This is a genomic window from Salinirussus salinus (assembly GCF_009831455.1).
GTDB classification, from domain to species: Archaea; Halobacteriota; Halobacteria; order Halobacteriales; family Haloarculaceae; genus Salinirussus; species Salinirussus salinus.
In genome coordinates, this window is sequence record NZ_WOWO01000004.1 from 388,880 (window position 1) to 411,460 (window position 22,581).

The 22,581-nt window shown below is 72.8% G+C and carries 21 protein-coding genes, 1 tRNA gene and 1 pseudogene; 10 read left to right on the forward strand and 13 right to left on the reverse strand.

Annotation, left to right across the window (positions count from 1 at the left end; all coding sequences use genetic code 11):
* Nucleotide 1: 1 nt before the first annotated feature.
* Nucleotides 2-1,216, reverse strand: coding sequence for an MFS transporter (locus GN153_RS15835; protein ID WP_159904500.1), 1,215 nt, complete (start codon nucleotides 1,214-1,216; stop codon nucleotides 2-4).
* Nucleotides 1,217-1,294: 78 nt separating this feature from the next.
* Complete coding sequence (locus tag GN153_RS15840) at nucleotides 1,295-3,292, reverse strand: beta-propeller domain-containing protein (RefSeq protein WP_159904501.1); 1,998 nt, start codon at nucleotides 3,290-3,292, stop codon at nucleotides 1,295-1,297.
* 166 nt (nucleotides 3,293-3,458) lie between these two features.
* Here GN153_RS15840 and GN153_RS15845 point away from each other — a divergent pair.
* Nucleotides 3,459-4,397: pseudogene (locus GN153_RS15845) on the forward strand (AAA family ATPase); the annotation flags it as partial.
* A 201-nt stretch (nucleotides 4,398-4,598) separates the two neighbouring features.
* Here GN153_RS15845 and GN153_RS15850 read toward each other — a convergent pair.
* The 4 genes from GN153_RS15850 to GN153_RS15865 are packed head-to-tail and all read right to left on the reverse strand — an operon-like array spanning nucleotide 4,599 to nucleotide 11,192.
* Nucleotides 4,599-6,245: a DUF7519 family protein gene (locus GN153_RS15850; RefSeq protein WP_159904503.1), complete on the reverse strand. Its 1,647-nt coding sequence runs from the start codon at nucleotides 6,243-6,245 to the stop codon at nucleotides 4,599-4,601.
* Nucleotides 6,242-7,645, reverse strand: coding sequence for a DUF58 domain-containing protein (locus GN153_RS15855; RefSeq protein ID WP_159904504.1), 1,404 nt, complete (start codon nucleotides 7,643-7,645; stop codon nucleotides 6,242-6,244). Before GN153_RS15855 ends, GN153_RS15850 begins: the two co-directional genes overlap by 4 nt.
* Nucleotides 7,642-8,271: a DUF7269 family protein gene (locus GN153_RS15860; RefSeq protein WP_159904505.1), complete on the reverse strand. Its 630-nt coding sequence runs from the start codon at nucleotides 8,269-8,271 to the stop codon at nucleotides 7,642-7,644. Before GN153_RS15860 ends, GN153_RS15855 begins: the two co-directional genes overlap by 4 nt.
* Nucleotides 8,271-11,192 carry a transglutaminaseTgpA domain-containing protein gene (locus GN153_RS15865; RefSeq protein ID WP_159904507.1) on the reverse strand — a complete coding sequence of 974 codons (2,922 nt, stop codon included), beginning with the start codon at nucleotides 11,190-11,192 and terminating at the stop codon, nucleotides 8,271-8,273. The genes GN153_RS15860 and GN153_RS15865 overlap by 1 nt, the downstream gene beginning before the upstream one ends.
* A 152-nt stretch (nucleotides 11,193-11,344) precedes the next feature.
* Between GN153_RS15865 and GN153_RS15870 the strand changes: the two genes are divergently transcribed.
* The 4 genes from GN153_RS15870 (at nucleotide 11,345) to GN153_RS15885 (ending at nucleotide 13,905) form a co-directional block, all read left to right on the forward strand.
* Nucleotides 11,345-11,962 (forward strand): DUF309 domain-containing protein, encoded by a 618-nt coding sequence (locus tag GN153_RS15870; RefSeq protein WP_159904509.1) that lies wholly within the window; start codon nucleotides 11,345-11,347, stop codon nucleotides 11,960-11,962.
* A gap of 108 nt (nucleotides 11,963-12,070) precedes the next feature.
* Entirely contained in the window at nucleotides 12,071-12,451 is a 381-nt protein-coding gene (locus tag GN153_RS15875) for a hypothetical protein (RefSeq protein WP_159904511.1), read from the forward strand.
* A 131-nt stretch (nucleotides 12,452-12,582) separates the two neighbouring features.
* Nucleotides 12,583-12,867: a hypothetical protein gene (locus GN153_RS15880; RefSeq protein WP_159904513.1), complete on the forward strand. Its 285-nt coding sequence runs from the start codon at nucleotides 12,583-12,585 to the stop codon at nucleotides 12,865-12,867.
* 138 nt (nucleotides 12,868-13,005) lie between these two features.
* Nucleotides 13,006-13,905 carry an ArsR/SmtB family transcription factor gene (locus GN153_RS15885; protein ID WP_159904515.1) on the forward strand — a complete coding sequence of 300 codons (900 nt, stop codon included), beginning with the start codon at nucleotides 13,006-13,008 and terminating at the stop codon, nucleotides 13,903-13,905.
* A 46-nt stretch (nucleotides 13,906-13,951) separates the two neighbouring features.
* On the opposite strand, the gene GN153_RS15890 is transcribed toward GN153_RS15885, so the two are convergent.
* Nucleotides 13,952-14,326: a DUF6841 family protein gene (locus GN153_RS15890; RefSeq protein WP_159904517.1), complete on the reverse strand. Its 375-nt coding sequence runs from the start codon at nucleotides 14,324-14,326 to the stop codon at nucleotides 13,952-13,954.
* Nucleotides 14,327-14,418: 92 nt separating this feature from the next.
* On the opposite strand from GN153_RS15890, the gene GN153_RS15895 reads away from it, so the two are divergent.
* The gene (locus GN153_RS15895) at nucleotides 14,419-14,562 is read left to right on the forward strand and encodes a hypothetical protein (RefSeq protein WP_159904519.1); all 144 of its coding nucleotides are present in this window, start codon (nucleotides 14,419-14,421) and stop codon (nucleotides 14,560-14,562) included.
* A 50-nt stretch (nucleotides 14,563-14,612) separates the two neighbouring features.
* On the opposite strand, the gene azf is transcribed toward GN153_RS15895, so the two are convergent.
* A complete protein-coding gene (gene azf, locus GN153_RS15900) occupies nucleotides 14,613-15,383 on the reverse strand; it encodes an NAD-dependent glucose-6-phosphate dehydrogenase Azf (RefSeq protein WP_159904521.1) in 771 nt (256 codons plus the stop codon).
* A gap of 131 nt (nucleotides 15,384-15,514) precedes the next feature.
* Between azf and GN153_RS15905 the strand changes: the two genes are divergently transcribed.
* Both GN153_RS15905 and GN153_RS15910 read left to right on the forward strand, forming a co-directional pair.
* Nucleotides 15,515-15,889, forward strand: coding sequence for a dihydroneopterin aldolase family protein (locus GN153_RS15905; protein WP_159904523.1), 375 nt, complete (start codon nucleotides 15,515-15,517; stop codon nucleotides 15,887-15,889).
* A 92-nt stretch (nucleotides 15,890-15,981) separates the two neighbouring features.
* Nucleotides 15,982-16,422, forward strand: coding sequence for a DUF5790 family protein (locus GN153_RS15910; protein WP_159904525.1), 441 nt, complete (start codon nucleotides 15,982-15,984; stop codon nucleotides 16,420-16,422).
* Nucleotides 16,423-16,434: 12 nt separating this feature from the next.
* Here the strand turns inward: GN153_RS15910 and GN153_RS15915 are convergent, their stop codons facing one another.
* From GN153_RS15915 to GN153_RS15930, 4 genes are all read right to left on the reverse strand, one after another.
* Nucleotides 16,435-17,163 carry a creatininase family protein gene (locus GN153_RS15915; RefSeq protein ID WP_159904527.1) on the reverse strand — a complete coding sequence of 243 codons (729 nt, stop codon included), beginning with the start codon at nucleotides 17,161-17,163 and terminating at the stop codon, nucleotides 16,435-16,437.
* Nucleotides 17,164-17,207: 44 nt separating this feature from the next.
* A complete protein-coding gene (locus GN153_RS15920; protein ID WP_159904529.1) occupies nucleotides 17,208-19,112 on the reverse strand; it encodes an ABC transporter ATP-binding protein in 1,905 nt (634 codons plus the stop codon).
* Between the two features lie 80 nt (nucleotides 19,113-19,192).
* The gene (locus GN153_RS15925; protein ID WP_159904531.1) at nucleotides 19,193-19,786 is read right to left on the reverse strand and encodes a DUF192 domain-containing protein; all 594 of its coding nucleotides are present in this window, start codon (nucleotides 19,784-19,786) and stop codon (nucleotides 19,193-19,195) included.
* Between the two features lie 100 nt (nucleotides 19,787-19,886).
* The gene (locus GN153_RS15930) at nucleotides 19,887-20,384 is read right to left on the reverse strand and encodes a DUF192 domain-containing protein (RefSeq protein ID WP_159904533.1); all 498 of its coding nucleotides are present in this window, start codon (nucleotides 20,382-20,384) and stop codon (nucleotides 19,887-19,889) included.
* A gap of 93 nt (nucleotides 20,385-20,477) precedes the next feature.
* On the opposite strand from GN153_RS15930, the gene GN153_RS15935 reads away from it, so the two are divergent.
* Nucleotides 20,478-20,551: transfer RNA gene (locus GN153_RS15935), tRNA-Val, on the forward strand.
* Nucleotides 20,552-20,717: 166 nt separating this feature from the next.
* Here the strand turns inward: GN153_RS15935 and GN153_RS15940 are convergent.
* Nucleotides 20,718-21,446, reverse strand: coding sequence for a DUF5518 domain-containing protein (locus GN153_RS15940; RefSeq protein WP_159904535.1), 729 nt, complete (start codon nucleotides 21,444-21,446; stop codon nucleotides 20,718-20,720).
* A 167-nt stretch (nucleotides 21,447-21,613) separates the two neighbouring features.
* Between GN153_RS15940 and GN153_RS15945 the strand changes: the two genes are divergently transcribed.
* The gene (locus GN153_RS15945; RefSeq protein ID WP_159904537.1) at nucleotides 21,614-22,531 is read left to right on the forward strand and encodes a DUF7351 domain-containing protein; all 918 of its coding nucleotides are present in this window, start codon (nucleotides 21,614-21,616) and stop codon (nucleotides 22,529-22,531) included.
* Nucleotides 22,532-22,581 lie beyond the last annotated feature (50 nt).

Below are 22,581 nucleotides of genomic sequence, written 5' to 3' on the forward strand. Positions count from 1 at the left end.
CTCAGGCCCGCTCGGCCCGCACACGGTCGGGCCCGAGCCGGAGCAGCGCCGGAAGCGCGAGGACGGCGATGGCGACTTCCGAGAGGCCGACGGCGAGGAAGGCCGCGCCGAAGCCCGCCCTCGCGGCGACAGTGGCCCCGCCGACCACCCCGGCGAGAAAGCCCAGACTCCCGAAGACGTTGAACCCGCCCATCGCCGTCCCGCGGGCGTCGCCGGCCAGGTCGGTCACCAGCGCCATCGTCGCCGGCGCCACCAGCGCCCCGAGCACGCCGACGGCGACCATCACTGCCGCGGTCAGCGGAACGGAGGGCGCGAGGAAGACACAGACGATGGCGACGCCGTAGAACAGCGAGCCGACCGCGACCGGGACGACCCGGCCGACCCGGTCCGACAGCCGGCCGAAGGGGTACTGTAACAACGCGAAGGGAGCGAAGAAGGCACCGAGCAGGAGTCCGGTCCCCGCGGCGTCGAGGCCGAGCTCGGAGCGGAAGTAGACGGTGCCCACGAGGGCGAAAAAGCCGGCAGTCAGGCGGTCGACGAAGCCGAAGGCGAAGGGGACGGCCAGCGAGGGGCGCTCCCGGAGGACGCTCACGGCGGCGCGGACGCCGCCCCGGCTGCTCTCGGGTGCCCGCTCCTCGACCAGCGCGGCCACGCTCGCGGCGACGACAAGCAGGGCGCTCGCCGCGTAGAGGGGGACGAACGGACCCAGCGCGTACAGCTGGCCGCCGACCGGCGCGCCCAGCGCGGTGCCGGCGCCGATGGCGATGCCCGCGGCGCCCATGTTCCGGCCGTGACCCCCGGGGAGGTCCATCAGCGTGGTGACCGCAAGCGAGAAGGCACCGATGGTCGCCGCCCCCTGCAGGAACCGGAGGCCGAGCACCGTCGCGTACGGCAGCCCGAACCCCGGGACGAGCGCGACAGCGAGATAGCCAGCGGCGCCGAGCAGGGCGCCGGCGACGACGAAGCGCCGGCGCCGTCCGGCGGCGTCGCTGGCGGCCCCCCAGAGACCCGCGAAAAGGACGAAGCCGAGGAACTCGGCGGTCAGGAACCACTTGCCGGCGCTGAGGACGGCGTCGACGTTTCCGCCCCAGGAGGCGGGCGTCCCGCCCAGCGCGCTCACGAGCGCTGGGATGTCGGGATACAGCGCCACCTGCGCGAACAGGACGGTGAAGACGACGCCAGCGAGCAGGGCGCGGTCGCGACGTTCGGCGGCCACGTTTGCCGCTCCGTCGTCCGGATAGTTGCCCCTGACGGTTTCGGGCGGTCGGGAACGCCGGTCGGGCGCGTCCTCGCCTCAGACCGGCAGCTTCTCCACGATATCCCAGCCGCGCTCGTCGAGGACGGTCACGGTCCGCCCGGCGAAGACGTAGAGGTGGTCGCCGACGTAGCGGGCGCGGGTCACGGGCTCCGCAGTCTCGACCCGGCGCTCGACGTCGAGGCTGCTGTCCGTGTAGTCGACGGCAAGCGCCTGCTGGCCGGCCGGGAGGACGAACACCTCGTGTCTGCGGTCGATGGTGAAGGCGTGGTGGCTGCCGGCGACGGCCGACCAGCCCGCCTCCAGCCGGAGGTTGTCGTCGACGACGGGGTCGGTCGGGTCGGAGACGTCGAACAGGACCGCCTTGACGCGGCCGTCCTCCTCGCCGACCCCCAGCACGTGGTCGTCGTCGATGGGGTGGAGATACGTCGAGAAGCCCGGCAGCTCCAGCGTGCCGCGCTCGACGGGCTCCTCCGGGTCGGAGAGGTCGACGACGTGCAGCGGGTCGACCTGCCGGAAGGTGACGACGTAGGCGGTCTCGCCGACGTAGCGGACGGCGTAGACGCGCTGACCCTCGCCCATGCCCGTCACCGAGCCCTGCCGGTCGAGCGACTCGGCCTCGAGCGTGTAGAGGTCGTTCTCGCTCTCGGCGCTGCCGTAGCCCGGGATGGTGGTGGCGACCCGGAGGGTGCCGTTGTGGGCCGACAGCGAGAACTGGTTCAGCGGCTCGCCGGGGACGCTCCCGTGGGCGGCAACCTCGAGCCGTCCGCCGAGTTCGACCCGCACGACGCCGGTCCGGGTGAGGGTGCGCTTGCGCTCGCCCAGATACTCCCGCAGCCCGTCGCTGAGCTCGCGGTAGACCGCCCGCTCCTCGCGGTCGGAGCGCTCGGCGTACTCCCTGACCCGCTCGGCGACCGCGCGCCACTGCTCGTCGCGGGGTTGGGTGTCGCGGATCATCGCCACCTCGGCTTTCACCGGCCCGGGGAGCACGTCGGAGGCCAGCAGGTAGTCGGTCAGGACCGCCGTCCGGTCGGTCCGTTCGGTGTAGGTCAGATAGAGGTCCTCGCCGTCGGCGTAGACGACGGTGTTCGCCCGGGTGCCGACCAGGCCCGTCGCGTTCGAGACGGCACCGGTCGCGGGGTCCATCGCGGCCACGGTGTAGGTGGCGTCGGCCCGGATCTGCGTCTCGGGGTGGGCGATGTCGGTACACGTCACCGGAGCGGCGCCGCCGAGCGGCTCGACGGGGCAGGGGTCGGCGGGGTCGACCGCGTTCGCCGTGACGACGTAGAGCCGGTCGTCGGCCAGCCGCGCGGCCACCAGCGAGCCGTTCAGCGGGTGCGACCAGACCCGCTCGGGCGCGCTCGCGTCGCTGATGTCGTAGCCGACGAGCTCGTCGGGAGCGAGGACGACCAGGCTGTCGCCGGTCTGGAGCAGTTGCCCGCTCTCGTTGATCTCCGCGGCGACCTCGGGTGCCGCCGGGTCGCCGATGTCGATGACCGTCGTGTTGGGCTGCTTGCGGGGTTCGGGTCTGGCGACGCCGTCGCCCGAAACTGCGGTCGTCCGAACCACGCGGTAGCGCTCCCGGGGCGCGTAGAAGAAGTGCTCGCCGTCGGTCTTGACCAGGTCCGGCTCGTCGACGCCGGCGACCTGGACGTTGGTCGTCCCGACGCGGGTGTCGGCGCCGCCCCCTCCGGTGTCGGCCGCCGTGGCAGTCCCCCCGGTCGTCTCGACCGTCGCGTCCTGTTCGGCGACCGCATCCCCGCCTCCGCCGTCGCCACCGCCGGCTGCGCCGCTGGCGCGCGCGACGGGCGCGCCGCCGGAGCCGAGGCGCTGGCTGGCCTGGACGTACTCCCTGAACTCCGCCTCGCCGTCGAAGTAGCTGACCCCGGTCGCTGTCCCGTTCCCAGCGCCGGGCGTCGACCACTCGGCGTCGGACGTCGCCCGCGGCGGTTCCGGCCCGACCAGCGCGGCGCCCGCACCGGCCACCACGAGGACGGCGACGAGCCCGGCGACCACGAGATGCCTCGACAGTCCCATGCATGCCCCGTTATCTCACACCGGCTAATAGGCGGCGTAGACTCAAACGGCGATTGTACACACGGATCAGCCTCTCGAACGCGTTTCAGCCGCTCAGCGGCCGAAATCGGCTCGCCGGACTGCCGCCGCGGGCAGGACTTTTCACCGCGGGGCCCCGGGCACGAGTATGGAACACGAGGATGCCGGAGCGGCCTGCCGTCGGGTGCTCGACGCCGTCGGCGGGACCGTCGTCGCGGACACCGCTTTCCTCGAGACGGTACTGACGGGTATTCTGGCCCGCGGACACGTACTGCTCGAGGACGTCCCCGGCACCGGCAAGACGCTGACCGCCCGCTCGTTCGCCCGGACGCTCGACCTCTCCTTTCACCGGATCCAGTTCACGCCCGACCTCCTGCCCGCGGACATCACGGGCTCGACGGTCTACAGCGAGGCCACCGGCGAGTTCGAGTTCTCGCCCGGTCCCGTCTTCGCCAACGTCGTCCTGGCCGACGAGATCAACCGCGCGCCCCCGAAGACCCAGGCGGCCCTGCTGGAGGCGATGGGTGAGGGACAGGTCACCGTCGACGGCGAGACACACGACCTGCCCGACCCCTTTTTCGTCATCGCCACGCAGAACCCCGTCGAGCAGGAGGGGACCTTCGGGCTGCCGGAGGCCCAGCGTGACCGCTTCATGGTGAAGACGGCGATGGGCTACCCCGACTTCGCCGGCGAGCGCGAGCTGATCGACCGCCGGGCCGACCGGACGACGCAGGCCCCCTCCGCGGAGCCGGTCCTCGGTAGCGAGGAGGTGCCCGCGCTCCAGCGGGTCCCCGAGTCAGTCGACGTGGACGGCCGGCTGCGGGACTACGTGGTCGAACTCGGGCGGGCGACCCGCGCGGACGACCGCGTCGAGGTCGGCGTCTCCCCGCGGGGCATCCAGCGGCTGTTCGAGGCCGCCCGCGCCCGGGCGGTCATCGACGGCCGGGACTACGTCGTCCCGGACGACATCAAGCGGGTGGTCGAGCCGGTGTTCACCCACCGGCTGGTGCTGACTGCCGACGCCAGCGTCCGGGGCGCAAACCGGCAGACGGTGCTCGCGGACGTGCTCGACGGCGTCCCCGTCCCCGGGTCCGGGGGCCGCTCCGCCGACCAGTCCCGGCAGCCGACGGGCGCCGGCGGCCGCGGCGAACCGCGACAGCGCGGCGACGGGACCCGGTCGGCCCGGGACCAGTCCGGAGCACGCGGCGGCCAGCCGGGCCGCGGGGAGCCAGGGAGTCGCGAGCGCGCCCCCGGCGGCGACGGCGCGCGGCAGGATACCGACCGGTAGTCACCGGAGCGCGGCGACGAGCAGGAGAGCGCCGGCGAGGGCGGCCACGAGGCCGGCGGTCACGGCCGGCGAGGGGTCGACCGACCGACTGGCGAGCAGCGCCCGCGCCGCCAGCGCCGCGCCGGCGCCGGCAAGGCCCACTGCCAGCGTCGCGCCCACGTGGACGAGTTCGCCGCTACGGGTTCGGGCCCGCCGGCCGACCTCCTCGCCGAGCGTCGTGCCGTACTCGCCGGCGTCCCAGACCAGCAGGCTCACCACCAGCCCGCCGAAGACCAGCGGCGCCGGCGTCTCGAGCGTGCCCGCGAAGACGGTCGCGAGAAAGAGGCCGGCGCTCGCGAGCGCAAACCCCGCCCGCCGGCGGGAGAGGTACCCCAGCCACAGCAACAGCCGGGCAGCGAGGACGAGCAGGCCGGCGACGACGAGGCAGGCGGTCATCGCCCCGAGCACGACCGTCCCGGGGCCGTAGAAGACCTCCACCGACCCGGCGACCTCGCGGAACTCGGTGGCGAACACGGAGGGGAGCCGCCCGGCGACCGCGGCCACCAGCCGGTCGAAGGCCGGGCCGGCGAGAGCCAGCGCACCGAGCGCGAGCACGCCCCCGACGAGGACGGGACCGGCCCGCCTGGCCGCGGCCGTCAGCGACATCCGGGCGACCCGCCGGAGCGCCCACGTGACCGACACCGCGACGGCTGCGGCGAGCCCGACCGCGACCAGGGGCGCCCGCAGGACGGCCGCGCCGGTCAGCCCGGCGAGCGGGGCGGCGATACCGGGACCGACCGCCGCTGCCAGCCGGGCGGGCGTGCGGAACTGGACGTCGACGTACAGGCCGGCGAGCGCCAGCCCGAGGGTGGCGACCCCGGCGTACAGCAGCCACTGTCTGACCGTCCTGACCCGGCGGGCCCCTGGCTCGCCGGCGCCGCTGTCGGCGACCAGCTCGGCGACCGGCAGGGAGTCGACGGCCGCCCTGACCGCCATCGCCGCCACCGAGACCGCCAGGAAGAAGCTGGCGACGTGCAGGCCCGGGCCGGGTGCGGCCAGCCACCCGAGTAGCCCGGCGGCCACTCCTGCGGGCGTGACGCCGGCGGCTCCGGGGCGCAACTCAGAGAGGACCGCCCCGCCGGCCGCGGTGGCCGTGACGGCGAGCGGGACCGTCCCGGTTCTCAGGACCGTCCAGTAGTACCGCGACAGCGTCGCCGGGTCGACGACGCTCCGGATGCCGAGCACGGCCCCGAGGGTCGCGAGCACGCAGCCGACGACGATACCGAGCCGGCTGACCAGAAGCAGTGCGTTGACGGCGATCAGTCCCGCATCCGGAACCGGGAAGTACACCTCCACGAGCACGAGTGCCGTCCCGACGGTTCCGACGACGAACCCGACACCCACCGGGAAGGCGAGCAGCCCGCCGGCGACCTGGCCGACCGTCCGGAATCGCTCGCTGGAGACCGCCCAGAAGCCACCGGCGAGCGACAGCGCCCCTCCGATACCTACGAGGGCAGGAACGAGCGCAGGGCCGACGCGACCGAGCAGCACGGCGACCAGCCCGACCGTCCCCAGGAGGACGATCGCCACGCTGGTCCGCGTCGGGAGCTGGTGCTCTTCCTGGCGGCGAGCGACGCCGTGGTTCCGGGGGTCGGGTGCCGTGGTCATCGGAGCAGGTGGGGAAGCGAACGCCGGAGTGCGTGGTCGATCGGCTGTCCGAGGTCCCAGCCGGCGACCGTCGCGCCGGTCCGTTCGAGCGTCCGCAGGCGAAGGCCCCGCCGGAGGCTGCCGACGCGCTGGCCGACCGTCCGGCCGCCGGTGACGTCCGGGCTGAGGACTACCTGCGGATACTCCCGGGCGGAGAGTGTCCGACAGAACTCGACCGGCCAGCCGTCGACCAGGGGTGTGCAGACGACGACCTGGGCGTTCGGGGGAAGCCGGGCCAGCAGCCGGTTCGTGAGTTCGTCGTCGGGGTCGGGAGGGTCGTCGGGCCCGGCGTTATCCGCCGCGCCGGCCACAGGTTGTCCGGTCGTGCCGCTCGCCCCGCCAGCCCCGTCGGCGACGACTGTCGTGGGGGGTTCCTCGGCGGTTCCGCGCTCCCCGACCTGCCCGGCGGCCCGGAACAGTCGCTCGGCGTGAGCCGTCCGGTTGCGGTCGTCGCTGTCGACCCAGGGTAGCCCGTCGGGGCCGACCAGCCCGTCCATCCCCTCCGTTTCGAGGCCGACCGCGGTGACGCTGGGGACGACCCCTGCGGTCTCGAGGGCGTCGTAGAGGCGCTGGCCGGCGTAGGCGGCGAGTTCGGCCCCGGTCGGGTAGCCGGGCGCGCCGGTCACCCGCCCGACCGGCCGGGCGTCGACGACCAGCACCGTCCGGGCGGCCCGTTCCTCGCGGTACTGGACGGTGACGAACTCGCCGGTCTTCGCGTAGTGGCGCCAGTCCACGCGGGTCATCGAGTCGCCGGGACGGTACTCCCTGGTGGCGTGAAACTCCAGGCCGCTGCCCCCGGCGTCCGTCGGGAGCGTTCCCGCCCGCGGGAGCGCGGCGTCGTCGACCGGGAGCTCGCGGACCGCGTTGGTTCCCACGAGACGGCGGTCGCCCTCGGCGGCCACCTCCGCGGTGGCCCGCTCGCTGCCCGCGGTCGACCGCAGCCGCACGGCTGGCTCGGCGAAGTCGTACGCGCCGCGTTTGGCGACGACCTCGTAGGTGAGGGTCGTCGACCCGCCCGGCGGGAGCGCGACACAGCCCCGCGGCGACCCCGCTGTGACCGCCAGTTCGTCGGGAACACCGTCGATGACCCGCACGTCGGGCAGCACCCGCTCGCCGGTGTTCGTGACGGTCAGTTCGACGCCGACAGCCTCGCCCGGCGCCGGGTCCGACCGGTCGAACGTTCGGGCCGTGCGCACGCTCGCCCCCTCGGGGAGGCCCGACAGCGACCCGTAGAGGACGTAGGCCAGCGGGACCGCCGCCCCGGCCAGCAGCGTCGACGAGGCGTAGAGCAGGCCGACACTCAGCAGTGTCAGGGTGGCCACCAGCCCGACCGTCCACCGGCGGACGCGAACCCGGCTCACGCCCGCCCCCCCAGGCGTTCGATGGCCCGGACGGTCCGCTCGACGCGGCGCGCCCGCTCGCGCTCGGGAACCAGCCACAGCCGGACCCGGGCGCCGAGTCCGGGCTCGGGTCCGCCCTCGCCTGCCAGGAACGCGGCGGCGACGGGGTCGCGGGTCCAGGTGCCCGCGCGGACGGCCTCGCGCGCCCGCTCGCGGTCGAGACCCGCGTACTCGGCGTAGGCGTCCGCCGCCGTCCGGGCGAGCGCTCCGCGGGCCTCCTGGAGTGCGGCCCCCCCAGTCGCGCTCGCCCGGTCGACGACCGCGTCGAGGTCGGCCCCCGCCAGCCGGCGGCGGTCGGCGGTCACGGCTTCCGGCGGCGTCTCCGCGGCGGCTGCGAACCGGCGGTCGGCCGGGTCCTCGGGCGACGCGGCCCGTCCCGACCCGCCCGAGCGCGCCGCGACGGCGAGATACAGCCCCGTCACGCCGCTCGCCAGCAGCACCGCGGCGGTCGGTTCGACGCCGCCGGCCGCCTCGACGGCCCGCCGGACCGGCCCGACCGACAGCAGGGCCCCCGGCAGAAAGACGGCCACCGCGCCAGCGAGTGCCAGCGCCGCGCCGAGCAGTCCGAGCAGGCTCCGGGGCCGCATTACTCTCCCTCCCCGGCCGCGTCCGCGGCTGCCTCACTCCCGCCGGCGGTCCCGTCCGGCTCGCCTGCCGTCGTCCCGCCGTCCGCGGCCGTCCCGTCGCCGGCCGCGCCACGGCTGCCGGTGCCCGCCGTCGCGTCGGCGTCCGGGTCGCTCGCCCGCTCGACCGCCGCCAGCGCAGACTGGACCCGACCGAGCCGGTCGTCGGCGGCCCGGGCGCCGTACTCCACCTCCCGGAAGGTGTCCCGGAGCGTGCGGACGGCGTCGGCCGGGAGCCCGTCGCGCTCGACCGCGTGGGCGGCGAGCTCGCCGGGCGTCTTCGTCTCCGGGCGCCGGACGCTGAGTCCATCGACCAGCCGCCGCCAGGCCGCCCGGACGGTCACCCGATCCCCGTTCGCGCCGCCCGCGGCCACGGCGCCACTGTGGGGCGCCTGCCCCGGCCGCCGCTCCCGGTACCACGTCCGCAGTCGTGCCCGGAGGTCGGCTGCGCTCGCCCGGCCCCCGAGGAGGTCGGCCAGCGCTCCCAGCGCGTGCCGGAGGCTGGCGAGTCCGGCCCGGAGCAGGTCCCCGCCCTGGGTCGCCACCAGCACGAGCGCGAGCTGGGCGTACCTGACCGCCAGGGCGGGTAGCCGCCCGGCGAGCGCCAGCAGGCCGCGCGGCCCGTGACCGAGCCGTCCGGCGCCCAGGACGAGCCCGCCGACCGCGGCCGCCAGCCCGACCACGACGAGCAGGAGATTGAGAAGCAGGTCGTCGACGGTCCCGTCGGCGGTCAGCGGCCCGTCGCTGACGGTCACCGTGGCGCTGCCCGAGACCGGGAGGGTCACGGTTGCGGTCCCGTTCTCGTCGGTGGTGGCGACCCGCTCCCCGCCGACGGAGACCGGTGCGTCGGCGAGTGGCTGGCCACCCAACCGAGCGGTGACCGTCGCCTCGGTCAGCGGGAGCGCCAGCGGCGCGGTCGGTTCGACGTCGACGGACAGCGCCGGCACGCGGACTGTCGTCTCGCCGCTCACCGGCCCGCGCTCGACTGCGACGGTGACGTTGCCGGGCTCCTCGGGCAGGGGCACCTCCGCGCGGCCGTCGACGTCGGTCCGCACGACGGTCTCGCCGCCGACGAGAGTCACGTCATCGCCCGCGGCGGTCTGGTTGACTTCGCTCCGCGTGACGGCCTCGCCGCCGACGCGGACCACCGCGTCACGGACGGGGAACCGGCCGACCGTGGCGACCACGGTGACGGTCCCGCCGGCGCGGGGCTGGCCGGTGACGCGGACCGTGGCGTTCGTCTCGACGGGGTAGGTGACCGCGTTCAGCCCCGGTCCGACCGTGAACAGGGGCTGCCCGGGCGTGCCCGACGGGCCGGCGCCGAGCGCGGCAGGGGTCCCGATGGCGGCCGTTCCGTCCCCGCCGGTTCCGCCGTCGGCCGTCGCGTTGGTCGCGTTCGGCGGCTGGTCGACGAAGACCACGTTCCGGTCCGGCGTCTCGACCTCGACCTCCAGGCGCTCGGTGTAGGGGACGGTCGCGATGAGCGAGCCGTTCGCGTCGGTGACACCGACGACCTCGCCGTTGAACAGCACCCGCGCCCCCGAGACCGCCGAGGCGTTTTCGGTGAGGGTCACCTCGACGGTCGCGCCGGGGACGGGCTGGCGGTCCAGCGCGACCCGCACCCCGCTGTCGGTCCGGCGGGTCGGCCCCTCGGGCTCGAGTGGGTCGGGGTCGACCTCGATGCCGCCGGGCGTGAACGTCTCTCCGGGGCTCCCTTCCTCCCTGGGGTCGTAGTCGGTGCCGGGCTGTTGGTCCTCGACGGCCGACCGCTCGCTCTGGAGCCGGGCGCCGCCGGGCGTGGGGTCGAACTTCACCCAGCCGACGTCCTCGAAGTAGACCTCGACCCAGGCGTGGGCGTTGAGGCTGCGGACCTGGTAGGTGTTCTCGGCGACCTGCTGGCCCGTCGAGTAACCCACGACGTAACGGGCGGGCACTCCCTGTGAGCGCAGCATCACGACCATCGAGGTGGCGTAGTACTCGCAGTAGCCCCGCTCCATCTCGAAGATGAAGGTGTCGGCGATGTTCTCGCTCCGGCGGGAGACGTTCAGCGAGTACTCCTTGTTTTCCTCCAGCCACGCTTCGACGGTCTGTGCGGTCTCGTAGGGGCTGTCGGCGTCGGCGGTGAGGTCGTCGGTGAACTCCCCGACCCGGTCGGGGACGCTGTCGGGGAGGGCGGTGTAGCGTTCCTCGATGTCGTCGGGGTAGTCACGCCCGGTCGACCGGAGTACCGCCGGGTCGCGGAGCGGGCGGTCGCTGGTGCCGGTGAAGGTCGTCCCCGGGTCGAGGCGGTCGGCCGGCAGGAGTGCCCGGCGGTCGGTGACGGCGAGGTCGTCGACGCCCTCGACGGTCCGGGGCCGCCAGACCGTCGGCAGCGCCGTCGCCGACCGGTTCAGCGTCACCTCGTAGGTCGTCAGGCTTCCGTTCGCGCTGGTTCCCGGCACCGGCCCCTCGTAAGGGGTGGTCCCGCCCGCGCGGCGCCAGCCGGAGCCGGCGTACTCGCCGTAGGCGCCGGTCCGCCAGTAGGCCGGCTCGGCGCTGCGGACGGTGAAGTGGGTCGTCGCGTCCTGCGAGCGGAAGGCGTTCTCGTTGACGGGGCCGCCGACGCCGGCGAAGGAGCCGGGGCTCAGTGCCCCGAGGCTACTGGCACCGTCGCCCGCGTCGGGCCCGCCGGAGCCCCCGTCCGGAAGCTCCGCGCCCCCGCCGGCGACCGCGCCGTCGGGCAACGTCGATTCGATGGGGCTCCCGGCGACGCCGTCGCCCTCGCCGGTCGACAGCGCCGGCACGACCGTCCCGGCGACGACCACCGCGAGCAGACAGCAGGCGACCAGCAGCACGCGGACGTACTCCCGGGACGTCTCCGTCCCGAACTCTGTGTCCTCTGCCATGTTCAGGGCGGCGTGTTGGCCCTGCTTGTGCCGCGCGGTGAATAACGGTGACGCTCACCCAAACGGCTCTTTGGCCCTCCCGGCTCTGGAGCCAGGAGCGAGAGCGGTCGACCCGGAGTGGGACTTTTGCCCGCGCCGCCCCGAGGCCGGGTATGGACGCACACCTCCGGGCCGGCGTCGCCATCTACAACGCCGGGGGGTACCACGCCGCCCACGACGCCTGGGAGGACCACTGGCTCGACCTTGAGTCGGGCACCGCCGACGAGCGCTTTCTCCACGGCCTGATCCAGTTCACCGCGGCCGTCTACCACGCGACGGAGGGCAACGACTCGGGGGCGACCGGCCTCGCGGAAAGCGCCCGGGAGTACCTCGCGGACCTGTCCGACGACTACCGCGGGGTCAACGTCGCCGAGGTCCGCGAGTTCCTCGCAGCCCTCGCGGCCGACCCCGCCCTCCTCGACGACCGGGACCCGCTTTCGCTTCGCCACGGCGGCCAGCGACTCACGCCCGAGGACCTGGACCTGGAGGCGACCTGCGTCGCCGCCGCGGTGCTCGCCGAGGAGGAGGGCTACGACGAGGAGACTGTCGAGCGCGCCGCCGCGTACGCCCGCGCCGACGCCGAGGGCGGGGCGACCGGCAGCCCCTTCGTGCCGCTCGTGTTCGACTTCGTCCGCGACGCCGACAACCGGGGGATCATCTTCCAGCGCCTCTCCGAGCACGTCGCCCGGCGCCGCAGCCGGGAGGATGACGTCTCCGGTCTCTTCGAGTGAGCCCGGCGGGGCAGCGACGGTCGACGCAGCGGCGACGACCGGTCGGGCAGTCGGTGGGCGGCGCCCGCACCGCGTGGTATAAACGGGAGACGCCCCTACTCCCGGGCGATGCCGCCGCTCGCCGAGGAGGCGCTCGCCGAGGCCTTCACCGGGCTGGTCGTCGAGAGCCTCGCGGTCAAGCAGGACTTCGGCGCCGCGGCGGTCGGCTGCCGGACCTGCGGAGCGGAACTCGGGGCCGGCGACCCGGTGACGGTCGCGCTGTCCTGCTACGAGGACCACTCCTGGGAGATCGAGGGCGTCTACTGTGCCACGCATCCGGTCGGCGCCGTCGCCGACGCGATGGCGGTCCGCGCCGAGACGCAGGCGCTCGTCGACGCCACGCTCGCCGCCGGCAGCTACCGGCCGCCGAAGGGAGCCGTCGAGTCCGACGCGCTCGTCCTCGAAGACGTGTCGGTGCGGGACTACAGCCCGACCGCCGACGGCTACTGAACGCCCGCCGACCGGCGCCCGCGTCGCCACCACGGCAGACGCGTCCAGGTGAAGAGAATTTCAGTAACTCCGTCTACAGAAATGTTCTTCAGATTATACTTATGGTGATGGGGGGTCTTCGTACAGATACGATGAGCCAGACACGCTCCCCGACTGTTCGCCCGTCGAATCGCCCGAACGACCGTCGATCGACGCCCGCCGGCCTCGTCGGCTATCTGGCTGTCCTCGCCGTCGGGCTCGGTCTGCTGACCGCCCCCGTCGTCGTCGGTGCCGGCCTGGCCGTTGCTGGGCTGGCCGCCGTCGTCGTCTCCCTGGCGCGGACCGTGGTGCGGTCCCGGGCCCCCGGCCGCACCGCCGCCGGTGTCGGTGCCGACGCGGACCGCGGCGTCGACCCGGACGCCCGCGCCGCCGACTGACTCCCGGTGTCCCCTCCCTCCACGCCCCCGCTGCCGCCCTGACTCCCCCTGACGCCGCGGCCCTCCAGGCTCTCCGCCTCCACGCCCGTCCCCTCCCTGTTCGGTACGCATATACCGCTGTCGACGGACACCGCGGGTATGAGCGGTATCGAGCCCATCGAGACGGCCGACCCTGAGGACGCCTTCGCCGCCCTGGCCGACGAGACCCGCATCGCCATCCTCCGGGCGCTGTGGGAGGCTGACGAGGCGATGGCATTCTCGGAGCTCCGGGAGGCGGTCGGAATGGCTGACTCCGGACAGTTCAACTACCACCTCGACAAGCTCGCCGGCCGCTTCGTCGCCGAGACCGAGGCCGGCTACGCGCTCACGCTCGCCGGCCGCAAGATAAACGGCGCGGTCGACGGCGGAGCGTACACGATGACGGGCTCGTTCGACCCACTCGAACCGTCTGAGGCCTGCCCGTCCTGTGGCGGCGACCGTCGGCTGCGTTACGAGGACGAGCGGGTCACTGTCGAGTGTGATTCGTGTGCGCTGCACGCGACGACCGACGTTCCGCCCGGTGTCTTCGCCAGCTACGACCGCGAGGAGGTACCGGCGGTCGCGGACCGCTACTTCCGGACGATCTACAGCCAGCTCGCCAACGGCTTCTGCTGGTACTGCGAGGGACGGCTCGACTCGTCGGTCGTCCCCGGAGCGCGCCTCGTCGACGACCCGGCCGACCTCGCGGACTATCCCGAGTGGTACGACGAGTTCCCGCTGGTCACCTACCGGTGTCGGCGCTGCGGGACCGAACCCACGGCCGACCTCGGCACGGCGCTGGCCGACCACCCGGCCGTCGTCAGCTTCCACTACGACCGCGGGGTCGACATCCGCGAGCGCACGCAGTGGGAACTGGTCGCCTGGGACCCGGACCGCGCCCGAATCCGCGAGCGCGACCCCCTCCGGGCGGCCGTGACCTACACCGTCGACGGCGACGACTGCACGCTCGTCGTCGACGACGCGCTGGACGTCCAGCAGGTCGACCGGAGCGACGGGTAGCGAATCCCCCGGCGCTCCACCGCGGTCCAGCGGCCGCGCCCGGCCGTCAGCCGTGGGGCATGAGGACGACCATCTTCCAGCCGTCGTCCGTCCGCCGGAAGACGTGGGTCGTGGTGAGCCGCTCGAGCACCCCGTCGGCGGTGTAGCGAACCCACTGGACCCGCGCCCGTGCGCGGTCCTCGCCGACCGCCTCGACCGCGACCTCGTCGGCCGCCGAGCGGTCGTAGCCCCGCTCTACCAGCCCGTCCAGCACCGCGGTAAACAGTGCCTGCACGTCCTGGCGGGTCTCCAGCACGCGGACCCGCCCGCCGACGAGCATCGCCGGCTCGTGGAAGTGGGCGGCGATGGCCTCGGGGTCGGCGGTCGAGAAGACCTCGCCGTAGTCGTGGACGAACTGCCTGACCTCGTCTTCGGTGTCCATGCCGGCGACTCGCGGGACGGGGGGAAATAGCTGTCCGTGACGTAGCGTAGGCGGTGCCAAACTTTACCAGGGAGCCCGGTAGCAGTTCCCGGGTGATCCGAATGGGGGTGCTCGACCTGCTCCCCACGAGTGGGGGGTCAGTCCACTACGAGTGTCGACGGTGCGGGACGAACCTGCGGCGGGACCGACCCGCGTGTCCGGCCTGCGGCGGGAGCGTGGCGGCCTACGAGGTCTGACCTGCGGGGCGGCGCAGCCCGACCGCTGCCCGCCGGCGAAAAGCGGCGGCTCAGTCCCGCGGGCCGACGTACTCGGTGCCGTCCCAGTGGGCGGAGTTGTCCCGTGGCTCGTAGCCGAGGGCCTCCTTCGCGCGCTCCAGGCTGTAGTACTTCCGGTCGTTGTCCGAGATGCCGTAGACGATCTCGTAGCCGTACTCGGCCTCGAGCGCGCGCTCGTGGATGTGCGCGCAGTCCCGCATCGAGAGCCACATCGCCTGGCCGCGCTCGTAGTCCACGGGCGGGTGGTCCTCGTTGAGGTTGCCGATGCGGATGTTACAGACCGAGAGGTCGTGGCTGTCGTGGAAGTAGCGGCCGATGACCTCCCCCGCGACCTTCGAGATGCCGTACTTGTTGCCCGGCCGGGGGAGTTCGGTGCCGTCGAGCAGGAAGCCGTCGTCGGCGCGGTACATCTCCGGGGTGCGCTCGTCGGTCTCGAAGGCGCCGACGGCGTGGTTCGAGGAGGCGTAGACCACCTTCTCGACGCCCTCCTCGACGGCCACCTCGTAGACGGTGTGAGTGCCGTCGATGTTGTTCGCGAGGACGCTGTCCCAGGGGGCGCTGGGTCGGGGGTCGCCCGCGAGGTGGATGATGGCGCCGACGCCCTCGGCGGCGGGGGCGACGTCGGCCGGGTCCTCGACCTCGCCGGTCCAGTAGGGGTGGTCGGGCTCCTCGGCCGGGGGGTTGTGGTACAGCAACCGCCAGTCGTAGGCGTCGCCGAGCCCCTCGAGGATCGCCCGCCCGACGTGGCCGCCCGCGCCCGTGAGCAGAACCGGCTCGTCCATTCGGGTGTACCCACGTCCACCGCCGATAAGTAGCCAGCGGTTTTCCGCAGCCGACGCCCGGGCGGCCTCCTTCGGGCCCCTGGCTTTGCCGGGACCGACGGGCAGTTGTGTCCGCCGGGAGAGACGGGAGCATGAGCGACACCGCCGACGGCGCGGACCCCACGGACCCGCAGGTCGCCTGCTTCGAGGCCGGCATCAAGTTCGGCTCGCTGTACCACCAGTTCGCGGGCACGCCCGTCAGCCCCGCGAGCGCCCCCTCGCTGGCCGCGGCGATGGAGGAGGCCATCGAGAACCAGCCCCACTGCGAGTCCGTCACCGTCGACGTCCGCGAGGACGCGCTGGCGGAGGCGGTCGCGGAGGGGCCGGCGGAGTACACCGAGCTCACCGGCCGCTTCTTCGAGGCCGAGATCCACATCGCCTGCGAGGGGGTCGAGGTGGTCGCCGGGATGGCGATGGCCGACGGCTACCCGCTGATGGAGGTCCGCTCGGTGCGAAAGCGGGCGTGACGCCGGCGCCGCTGTGCCGGCGGGGCGGTGTCGTTCGGTTTCACTTTCAGTTTCGGGCGCGGATTTAACCCCACAGCGGGCGAAGTCCGGGTATGTCACAGTCGACGCTCGACGACGACGACCTCTTCGGCGAAGCGGCATCGGAGATGCGCGAGGACGTGGAGGAGTCGCTTTCGGCGGCCCGCGGGGCGCTGCCGGCCGCGGACGACGTCTGGGAGACCGACGCCGACAACACGCTGGGCGCGCTCAACGGGCTCAAGACCGCCCTCGACGTCGGCGACGCCCGCGACCACCTCCGGGACGCCAAGAAGTGGTACACGATGGGCGAGCGGGCCGACGCCTTCGAGGACGCCGACGACCTCGCCGCCGACATCGAGGCCGTCGAGGAGCTGGTCGAGGACATCGAGGACGCCCGCGAGCAGGTCACCGACCTCACCAGCACGCTCCCCCAGCTCAAAAGCTCCCTCGAGGAGGGCGCCGATGACGGGGCCGACGCCGAAAGCGACGCCGACGAGGCCGAGGCGGAAGCCTGACCCCGCTTCCCGCTACTCTCCCTTCTGCTCCCACTCGCGGTCTACCACGACACCCATGAGTGCCGCGAGTCCCTCGCCGGCGGCGTCCAGAAGGGCCGCCCCCTGCTGCTCGCTCGCCTCCCGGGGGTCGCCGACGACGCCGTTCCCGGAGAACTCGGCGCTGTCGTAGGCGAGATTCACGCCCGCCTCCCACTCCCCCCACCGGGCCGCACCGCCGGCGGCCGCCTCCTCCAGCCGCCCCTCGCGGACGAGCTCGGGCCGGGTCGCGAGCAGGAGGCTCGTCTCCATGGGTCCGGCGTGACCCATTCCGAGGTCGGTGTCGACGGCGTCGAACCAGGTGAACGGGGCGGTGTAGGCGACGCCGTCGCGGGTCAGCCGGGCGGCGACCTCCCGGAGGGCGTCGACGTTGCCCCCGTGGCCGTTGACCACCACGACGCGGTCCCAGCCGTGGTGCGCGAGGCTCTCGACGGTCTCGCGGACGTACGCCCGGAAGGTGTCGGGGCTGACCCACAGCGTGCCCGCGAAGTGGCGGTGTTCCTCGCTGACCCCGACGGGGACGGCGGGCGCGACGACGGCCTCGCCGTCGTAGGCGTCGGCCCCGCGGGCGGCCACGGCCTCGGCGGCCAGCGTGTCCGTTCCGAGGGGGGCGTGGGGGCCGTGTTGCTCGGTGCTGCCGACCGGGAGCAGCGCCACGTCCGCGTCCTTCTCGGCGTCGGTCCACGTCGTCTCCGCGAGGTGCATACCCGCCCTACCGCGGCGGCCCCAAAGAATGTGCAGGCTCCGCGTCAGTCGTCGGCGTCGGGCGTGGCCTCGGCCTGGCGGCGGCTGGCGCGCTCGACGAACTCCTCGGGGAGGTCGTCGATCTCGCCGGCCTGGACCGCCCAGAGGTTGGCGTAGAGGCCGTCCTCCGCGAGCAGGTCCCCGTGGGTCCCCCGCTCGACGACGCGGCCGTCCTCGATGACGACGATCTGGTCGGCGTCCTTGACCGTCGAGAGCCGGTGGGCGATCACCAGCGTGGTGCGGTCGGCGGTCAGCCGGTCGAGGCTTTTCTGGATCAGGAGTTCGGTCTCCGTGTCGACGTCGGAGGTGGCCTCGTCGAGCAGGAGGATCTCCGGGTCCTGGAGGATGGCGCGGGCGATGGCCACTCGCTGGCGCTGCCCGCCGGAGAGCTTCACGCCTCGTTCGCCGACCATCGTGTCGTAGCCGTCCGGCAGGTTCGTGACGAAGTCGTGGGCCTCGGCGGCCTTCGCCGCGGCCACGATGTCATCGTCGTCGGCGTCGGGCAGCCCGTAGGCGATGTTGTCCCTGACCGTGCCGTAGAAGAGGTAGGTCTCCTGCCCGACGTAGCCCATCGCCTTCCGGAGGCTGGGTACCGACACCTCCCGGACGTCGGTGCCGTCGACCCGGACCGTGCCCTCGTCGACGTCGTAGAGCCGGAGCAGGAGTTTGATTGCCGTCGACTTGCCCGCGCCTGTCGGCCCGACGAGCGCGACCGTATCGCCGCCCTCGACCTCGAAGCTGACGTCCTCGAGGATCGGTTCCTCGGGGTCGTAGCCGAAGGTGACGTCCTCGTACTCGACGTGTCCGTCCTCGACCTCGAGTTCGGTCGCGTCGGGTCCTTCGGCGATCCGGCTGGGAGTCTCCATCAGGCCGAACACGCGCTCGGCGGAGGCGTAGGCCCGCTGGTACATGTTGATGACCTGGCCGAACTGCGCCATCGGCCAGATAAAGCGCTGGGTGTAGAGGATGAAGGCGACGAACTGCCCCTCGCTGACCCGGCCCTCGAAGACCCACAGCCCGCCGACCAGGAAGGTGGCGACGAAGCCCAGTCCGGCGAGCAGGCGCAGTCCGGGGAAGAAGGTGATCCGGGTGCGGATGGCGTCCCAGTTGGCGTCGTAGTAGTCCTGCGAGACGTCGTCGACCCGCTCGGACTCGTAGGGCTCGGTGTTCGAGCTCTTGATGACGGTGATGCCGCCGAGGTTGTTCTCAAGCCGGGAGTTCAGCGAGCCGACCGTCGACCGGACCTCGGCGTACTTGGGCTGGATGATCTGGATGAACTTCCGGGTGAAGATGGCGATCAGCGGCACCGGGAGCAGGGCCACCAGCGCGAGCTGCCAGTTCATCGCGAAGAGGATGACCGCGATACCCAGCACCATCACCACCAGCCGGGAGACGGAGTTCATCCCGTCGTTGAGGAACTTCTCGAGCCTGTTGACGTCGTTCGAGAGCACCGACATCAGCTCGCCGGTCTGCTTGTCGGCGAAGAAGTCCATGTTCAGCCGCTGCATCTTGTCGTAGGTGTCCGTCCGGATGTCGTGCTGAACCCCCTGAGCGAAGCGGTTCCACCCCCAGTTGCGGGTGTAGTGGAAGACCGCCGCGCCGAGGAAGGCCGCGCCGATGATCCCGGCAGTGAGCCACAGCTGGCCCGACTGCGTCGTCGGCAGCCACGACTCGGGCACCAGGAAGATGCTGAAGCCGGTTTCGTTGCGGAAGACGGAGTCGATGGCGACCGCGAGCAACAGCGGCGGCAGCAGGTCGAGCACCCGCGCGAGGATGCTGCTGACCAGGCCGACCGCGAAGTAGCCCTTCCGGTCGCCGCCGTACTCGGTGAACAGCCGCCACATCGGCCGGTTGACGGCCTCCCGCTCCTCCTCGAAGGCGTCCGAATCCGGGCCGGCGTCGATATCCACACCGCCATATCGCTCTCCGGACGCAAAAACACGTCGGGATCCGGGCCACGGCGACGCGGCTCGCGCCCGTACGACGGCGTTCAGGCCGGCTCGACCCGGTCGCCCGTTTCGAGGCCGGTGCGGTTGGCCCACCCCCGATTCACCTCCAGCACGTACTTCGCCCGTGCCCTGTAGGGGGCGCCGGTCTCCGCGACATCGGCGTGGAAGATCCGAGTGACGGTGCCGTTCGCGTCCACGAAGACGATGTCGAGCGGGAACGACATTCCCCGCATCACGTAGGCTTGCCGACCCTCCTCGGGGTGGACGAACCACATCCCCTCGTCGGGGGGGAGTGCGTCGGTGTCGCTGAGGCCGGTGTAGCGCTTGGCGCTCGTGTCCGCGACCCGGACGTCGACGGTCGCGAGCTCGGTGCCGTTCGCGTCGTAGGCCGTTACCGTGGTCCGCTCGTAGCCGTCGTCGGCCTCCGTCTCTGTCGCCGTCTCCGTCTCAGTCTCGCTGTTCCGGTCCGTCGGCTCCCTGGTGGGCGTCGCGGTCGAGTCCGGGGGGTCGGGTCCGGTTTCCGCCGGCGCCCGGCTCCCGGGGCTGTCCGCACAGCCGGCGACGGCGCTCGCGCCGACCGCGACTCCCGCGAGCACCTCCCGCCGGCTCCACCTGCCGGCCCGACCATCGGCCATGCGGGCCGTAACAGCGGCAGCCACTTACCGTCGGTGTCACGAGCGCGACACTCGTGTCGGTGCCGCGGGCGTGGTGCTCCGGGACGGCCGCGAAAGCGTGTTACCGTGCCTGCAGGTCGGGCGGTACCTCGACGGTGTCACCGGTCTCGAGGCCGGTGCGGTTGGCCCACCCCCGATTCACCTCCAGCACGTACTTCGCCCGACCCTCGAACCGGCCGGAGGCGTCGACGGCGGCGTGGTGGATGGTGGTCACGGTGCCGTTGGAGTCGACGAAGACGATGTCCAGCGGGAAGGACATGTCCTCCCGCGGGCCGGACATCACGAAGGGGTGGACGGCTTCGGTCTCGTGGACGAACAGCATCCCCTCGTCCGGGGCCAGCGAGTCCGTCTCGCTGAGCCCGACCCGCCGTTTCGTCTGCGTGTCCGCGACCCGGACGTCGACGGTCGCGAGTTCGGTGCCGTTCGCGCTGTAGGCCGTCACCGTGGTCCGTTCGTAGGGGCCGGGGTCGCCGACGAGCAGGCCGGGAAAGAGCGTCAGCAGCAGAACCACACCCGCGGCGAGAAAGAGGGTCGCGCTCACGGCCTGGCGGGTGTCCATGCCGGCAGGTGGGACAGCCAGGGCCTAAGCCTTCCGAAGAGCGGGCCTCCGAAGGGCAAGGATTATTCGCTCGGGCGGACTTGGTTCGGGTGCGGGTTCGTGGTCTAGCTGGCTATGACGCGGCCTTTACAAGGCCGAGGTCGGCGGTTCGAAACCGCCCGAACCCACTCTGCGAGGAACGGACGTGACGAGCGGGTGGGCCGCGGTTTCGCCACCCCGGGAGTCGCAGCGGCCGAGTGAAGCGAGGCCGACCGTCTCCATCCGGTTCGAAACCGCCCGAACCCACTCTGCGAGGAACGGACGTGACGAGCGAGCCCCCATTCAGACTCCGGACTACCCGTCGCTCTCGGCCAGGCGCCGGCCGATGTACCCGCCCAGCGCGCCGAGGCCGGCCCCGTAGGCGGCGACGAACAGCACCACGAGCACCATCGCCAGGAGGACGACCACTTCCAGGCCCGCGGCCGGGACTGCAGACATGCCCGTGAACAGCCCGACGGCGACGAAGAGCAGGATCGACACGCCCGGCACCATCGCCAGGAAGCCGGCGAGCGCGCCGACCCGAACCGACCGGCCGCCGTCGTAGTGTTCGAGGTAGCCCGCGAGCCCGCCGCCGAGCAGCGGCGAGAGCGGGACGAAAGAGAGCACTCCCGTCGCGACCGCGCCGGCGACCGCGTAGGCCCGGCTCGAGTCCGGGGGCTGGTCGGGGGTCGCCCGCCCGTGGGCGCGGTGGCGCACGACGACGTAGCCGACCGCGAAGGCCACCAGCCCGATGCCGGTGACGAGCAGCCCGATCCCGGTCCAGTCCACGACGGCTTCGGCCACCGCGAGCGCCTCCGCATCGGTCAGTTCCCTCTCGAGGAAGACGACAGTAACCTGGCCCGACCGGACCCCCTCCTCGAGCAGCCCGCGGTCGACGACGAACGACAGCGCGCTGCCCCCGATGGCCAGGCCGAGCCCGCCGAGAGCGACGAGTACGGCCGCGACCCAGTCGACGTACTCCGGGAGCGGGCGAGCGAAGTCGTGAGTGCGTCCCTCCCGGCTTGTGGTGTCTTCGGTCTCCATGTCTGGCCCGAGACGTGTGAGTGACTTGACTTTATTCCCTGGACGGCCAGCCCCGGGAGTCCCGCGCCGAGTAGCCACGGGACTCCCGAGCCGAGCAGCCGCGACCTGCGTGTCGGCGCCGGCGGACCGTCGACAGCCTGATTGGTCGGGCGAAAGCATAGCGTGGTATGCACGAACCGAGCCTCGGCGCCGACCTCGACGAGGTCTTCGGCGTCGTCGCCAACGAGACCCGGATCGCCATCCTCCGGGCGCTGTGGGACGAACACACCGCGAACCCGGAGGAGGTCGACGGGCCGCGGTCGGATCCGGTGGCGTTCTCGACGCTCAGGGAGCGAGTGGGGGTCGCGGATTCGGGCCAGTTCAACTACCACCTCGACAAGCTCGTCCCGGAGTTCGTCCAGCACCGCGAGGGCGGCTACGTGCTGACGCACGCGGGTGCCCAGGTCGTCGGAGCGGCCGTCTCCGGGGTGTACACCGACACCGACGCCGACCTTGAGGCCGCGGAGATGGGCGCGTGTACGGTGTCGGACTGCACCGGGACGCTCGAGGCGAGCTACGAGGACGGCCACGTCACCGTCGCCTGTGACACCTGTGACCTCCGGACCGTCATGCACGTGCCGCCGGTCGTCGTCGGGACGCAGGACGTCGGGGCGAACCCCGACCTCCTCCAGCAGTTCACGCTGACGGAGATGCAGCGGCTGGTCCGTGGCTTCTGTAATCTCTGTGACGGTCCGGTCGGGGCACGCGTCGCCGACTCCCTGACCGACGGCCCGTCCGAGGGCTCGGTCGCGGTTGTCCACGTATGTCAGTCGTGTGGTAGTATCTCGCACACCTCGGCAGCGGTCTTCGTCCTCGACCACCCGGCCGTCGTCTCCCTGCTGCACGACGCGGGTATCGACTACCGGTCGATCGCTCTCTGGCAGACGCCGCCCGAGCTGGCCTACGAGGAGACCGTCCGGAGCCTCGACCCGCTCCGCCTCGAAGTCACAGTCACCGTCGACAGCGAGACGCTCGACATCGTGCTCGACGACGACTTCGATGTGGTCGAGGCCCGCCGGGGACCCGGGCCGGCCGACGGGGAGTGAACGGCCGGCGACCCGCACGCGGAGGCTCGCCCGGCGTGCGTCCCGTCACA

Bases quoted from the DNA above. Each gene is read 5' to 3' on its own strand.
- GN153_RS15840 (WP_159904501.1), bottom strand. From the start codon at position 3,292: ATGGGACTGTCGAGGCATCTCGTGGTCGCCGGGCTCGTCGCCGTCCTC.
- GN153_RS15850 (WP_159904503.1), bottom strand. From the start codon at position 6,245: ATGACCACGGCACCCGACCCCCGGAACCACGGCGTCGCTCGCCGCCAG.
- GN153_RS15860 (WP_159904505.1), bottom strand. From the start codon at position 8,271: ATGCGGCCCCGGAGCCTGCTCGGACTGCTCGGCGCGGCGCTGGCACTC.
- GN153_RS15865 (WP_159904507.1), bottom strand. From the start codon at position 11,192: ATGGCAGAGGACACAGAGTTCGGGACGGAGACGTCCCGGGAGTACGTC.
- GN153_RS15870 (WP_159904509.1), top strand. From the start codon at position 11,345: ATGGACGCACACCTCCGGGCCGGCGTCGCCATCTACAACGCCGGGGGG.
- GN153_RS15875 (WP_159904511.1), top strand. From the start codon at position 12,071: ATGCCGCCGCTCGCCGAGGAGGCGCTCGCCGAGGCCTTCACCGGGCTG.
- GN153_RS15880 (WP_159904513.1), top strand. From the start codon at position 12,583: ATGAGCCAGACACGCTCCCCGACTGTTCGCCCGTCGAATCGCCCGAAC.
- GN153_RS15885 (WP_159904515.1), top strand. From the start codon at position 13,006: ATGAGCGGTATCGAGCCCATCGAGACGGCCGACCCTGAGGACGCCTTC.
- GN153_RS15890 (WP_159904517.1), bottom strand. From the start codon at position 14,326: ATGGACACCGAAGACGAGGTCAGGCAGTTCGTCCACGACTACGGCGAG.
- azf (WP_159904521.1), bottom strand. From the start codon at position 15,383: ATGGACGAGCCGGTTCTGCTCACGGGCGCGGGCGGCCACGTCGGGCGG.
- GN153_RS15905 (WP_159904523.1), top strand. From the start codon at position 15,515: ATGAGCGACACCGCCGACGGCGCGGACCCCACGGACCCGCAGGTCGCC.
- GN153_RS15910 (WP_159904525.1), top strand. From the start codon at position 15,982: ATGTCACAGTCGACGCTCGACGACGACGACCTCTTCGGCGAAGCGGCA.
- GN153_RS15915 (WP_159904527.1), bottom strand. From the start codon at position 17,163: ATGCACCTCGCGGAGACGACGTGGACCGACGCCGAGAAGGACGCGGAC.
- GN153_RS15925 (WP_159904531.1), bottom strand. From the start codon at position 19,786: ATGGCCGATGGTCGGGCCGGCAGGTGGAGCCGGCGGGAGGTGCTCGCG.
- GN153_RS15930 (WP_159904533.1), bottom strand. From the start codon at position 20,384: ATGGACACCCGCCAGGCCGTGAGCGCGACCCTCTTTCTCGCCGCGGGT.
- GN153_RS15940 (WP_159904535.1), bottom strand. From the start codon at position 21,446: ATGGAGACCGAAGACACCACAAGCCGGGAGGGACGCACTCACGACTTC.
- GN153_RS15945 (WP_159904537.1), top strand. From the start codon at position 21,614: ATGCACGAACCGAGCCTCGGCGCCGACCTCGACGAGGTCTTCGGCGTC.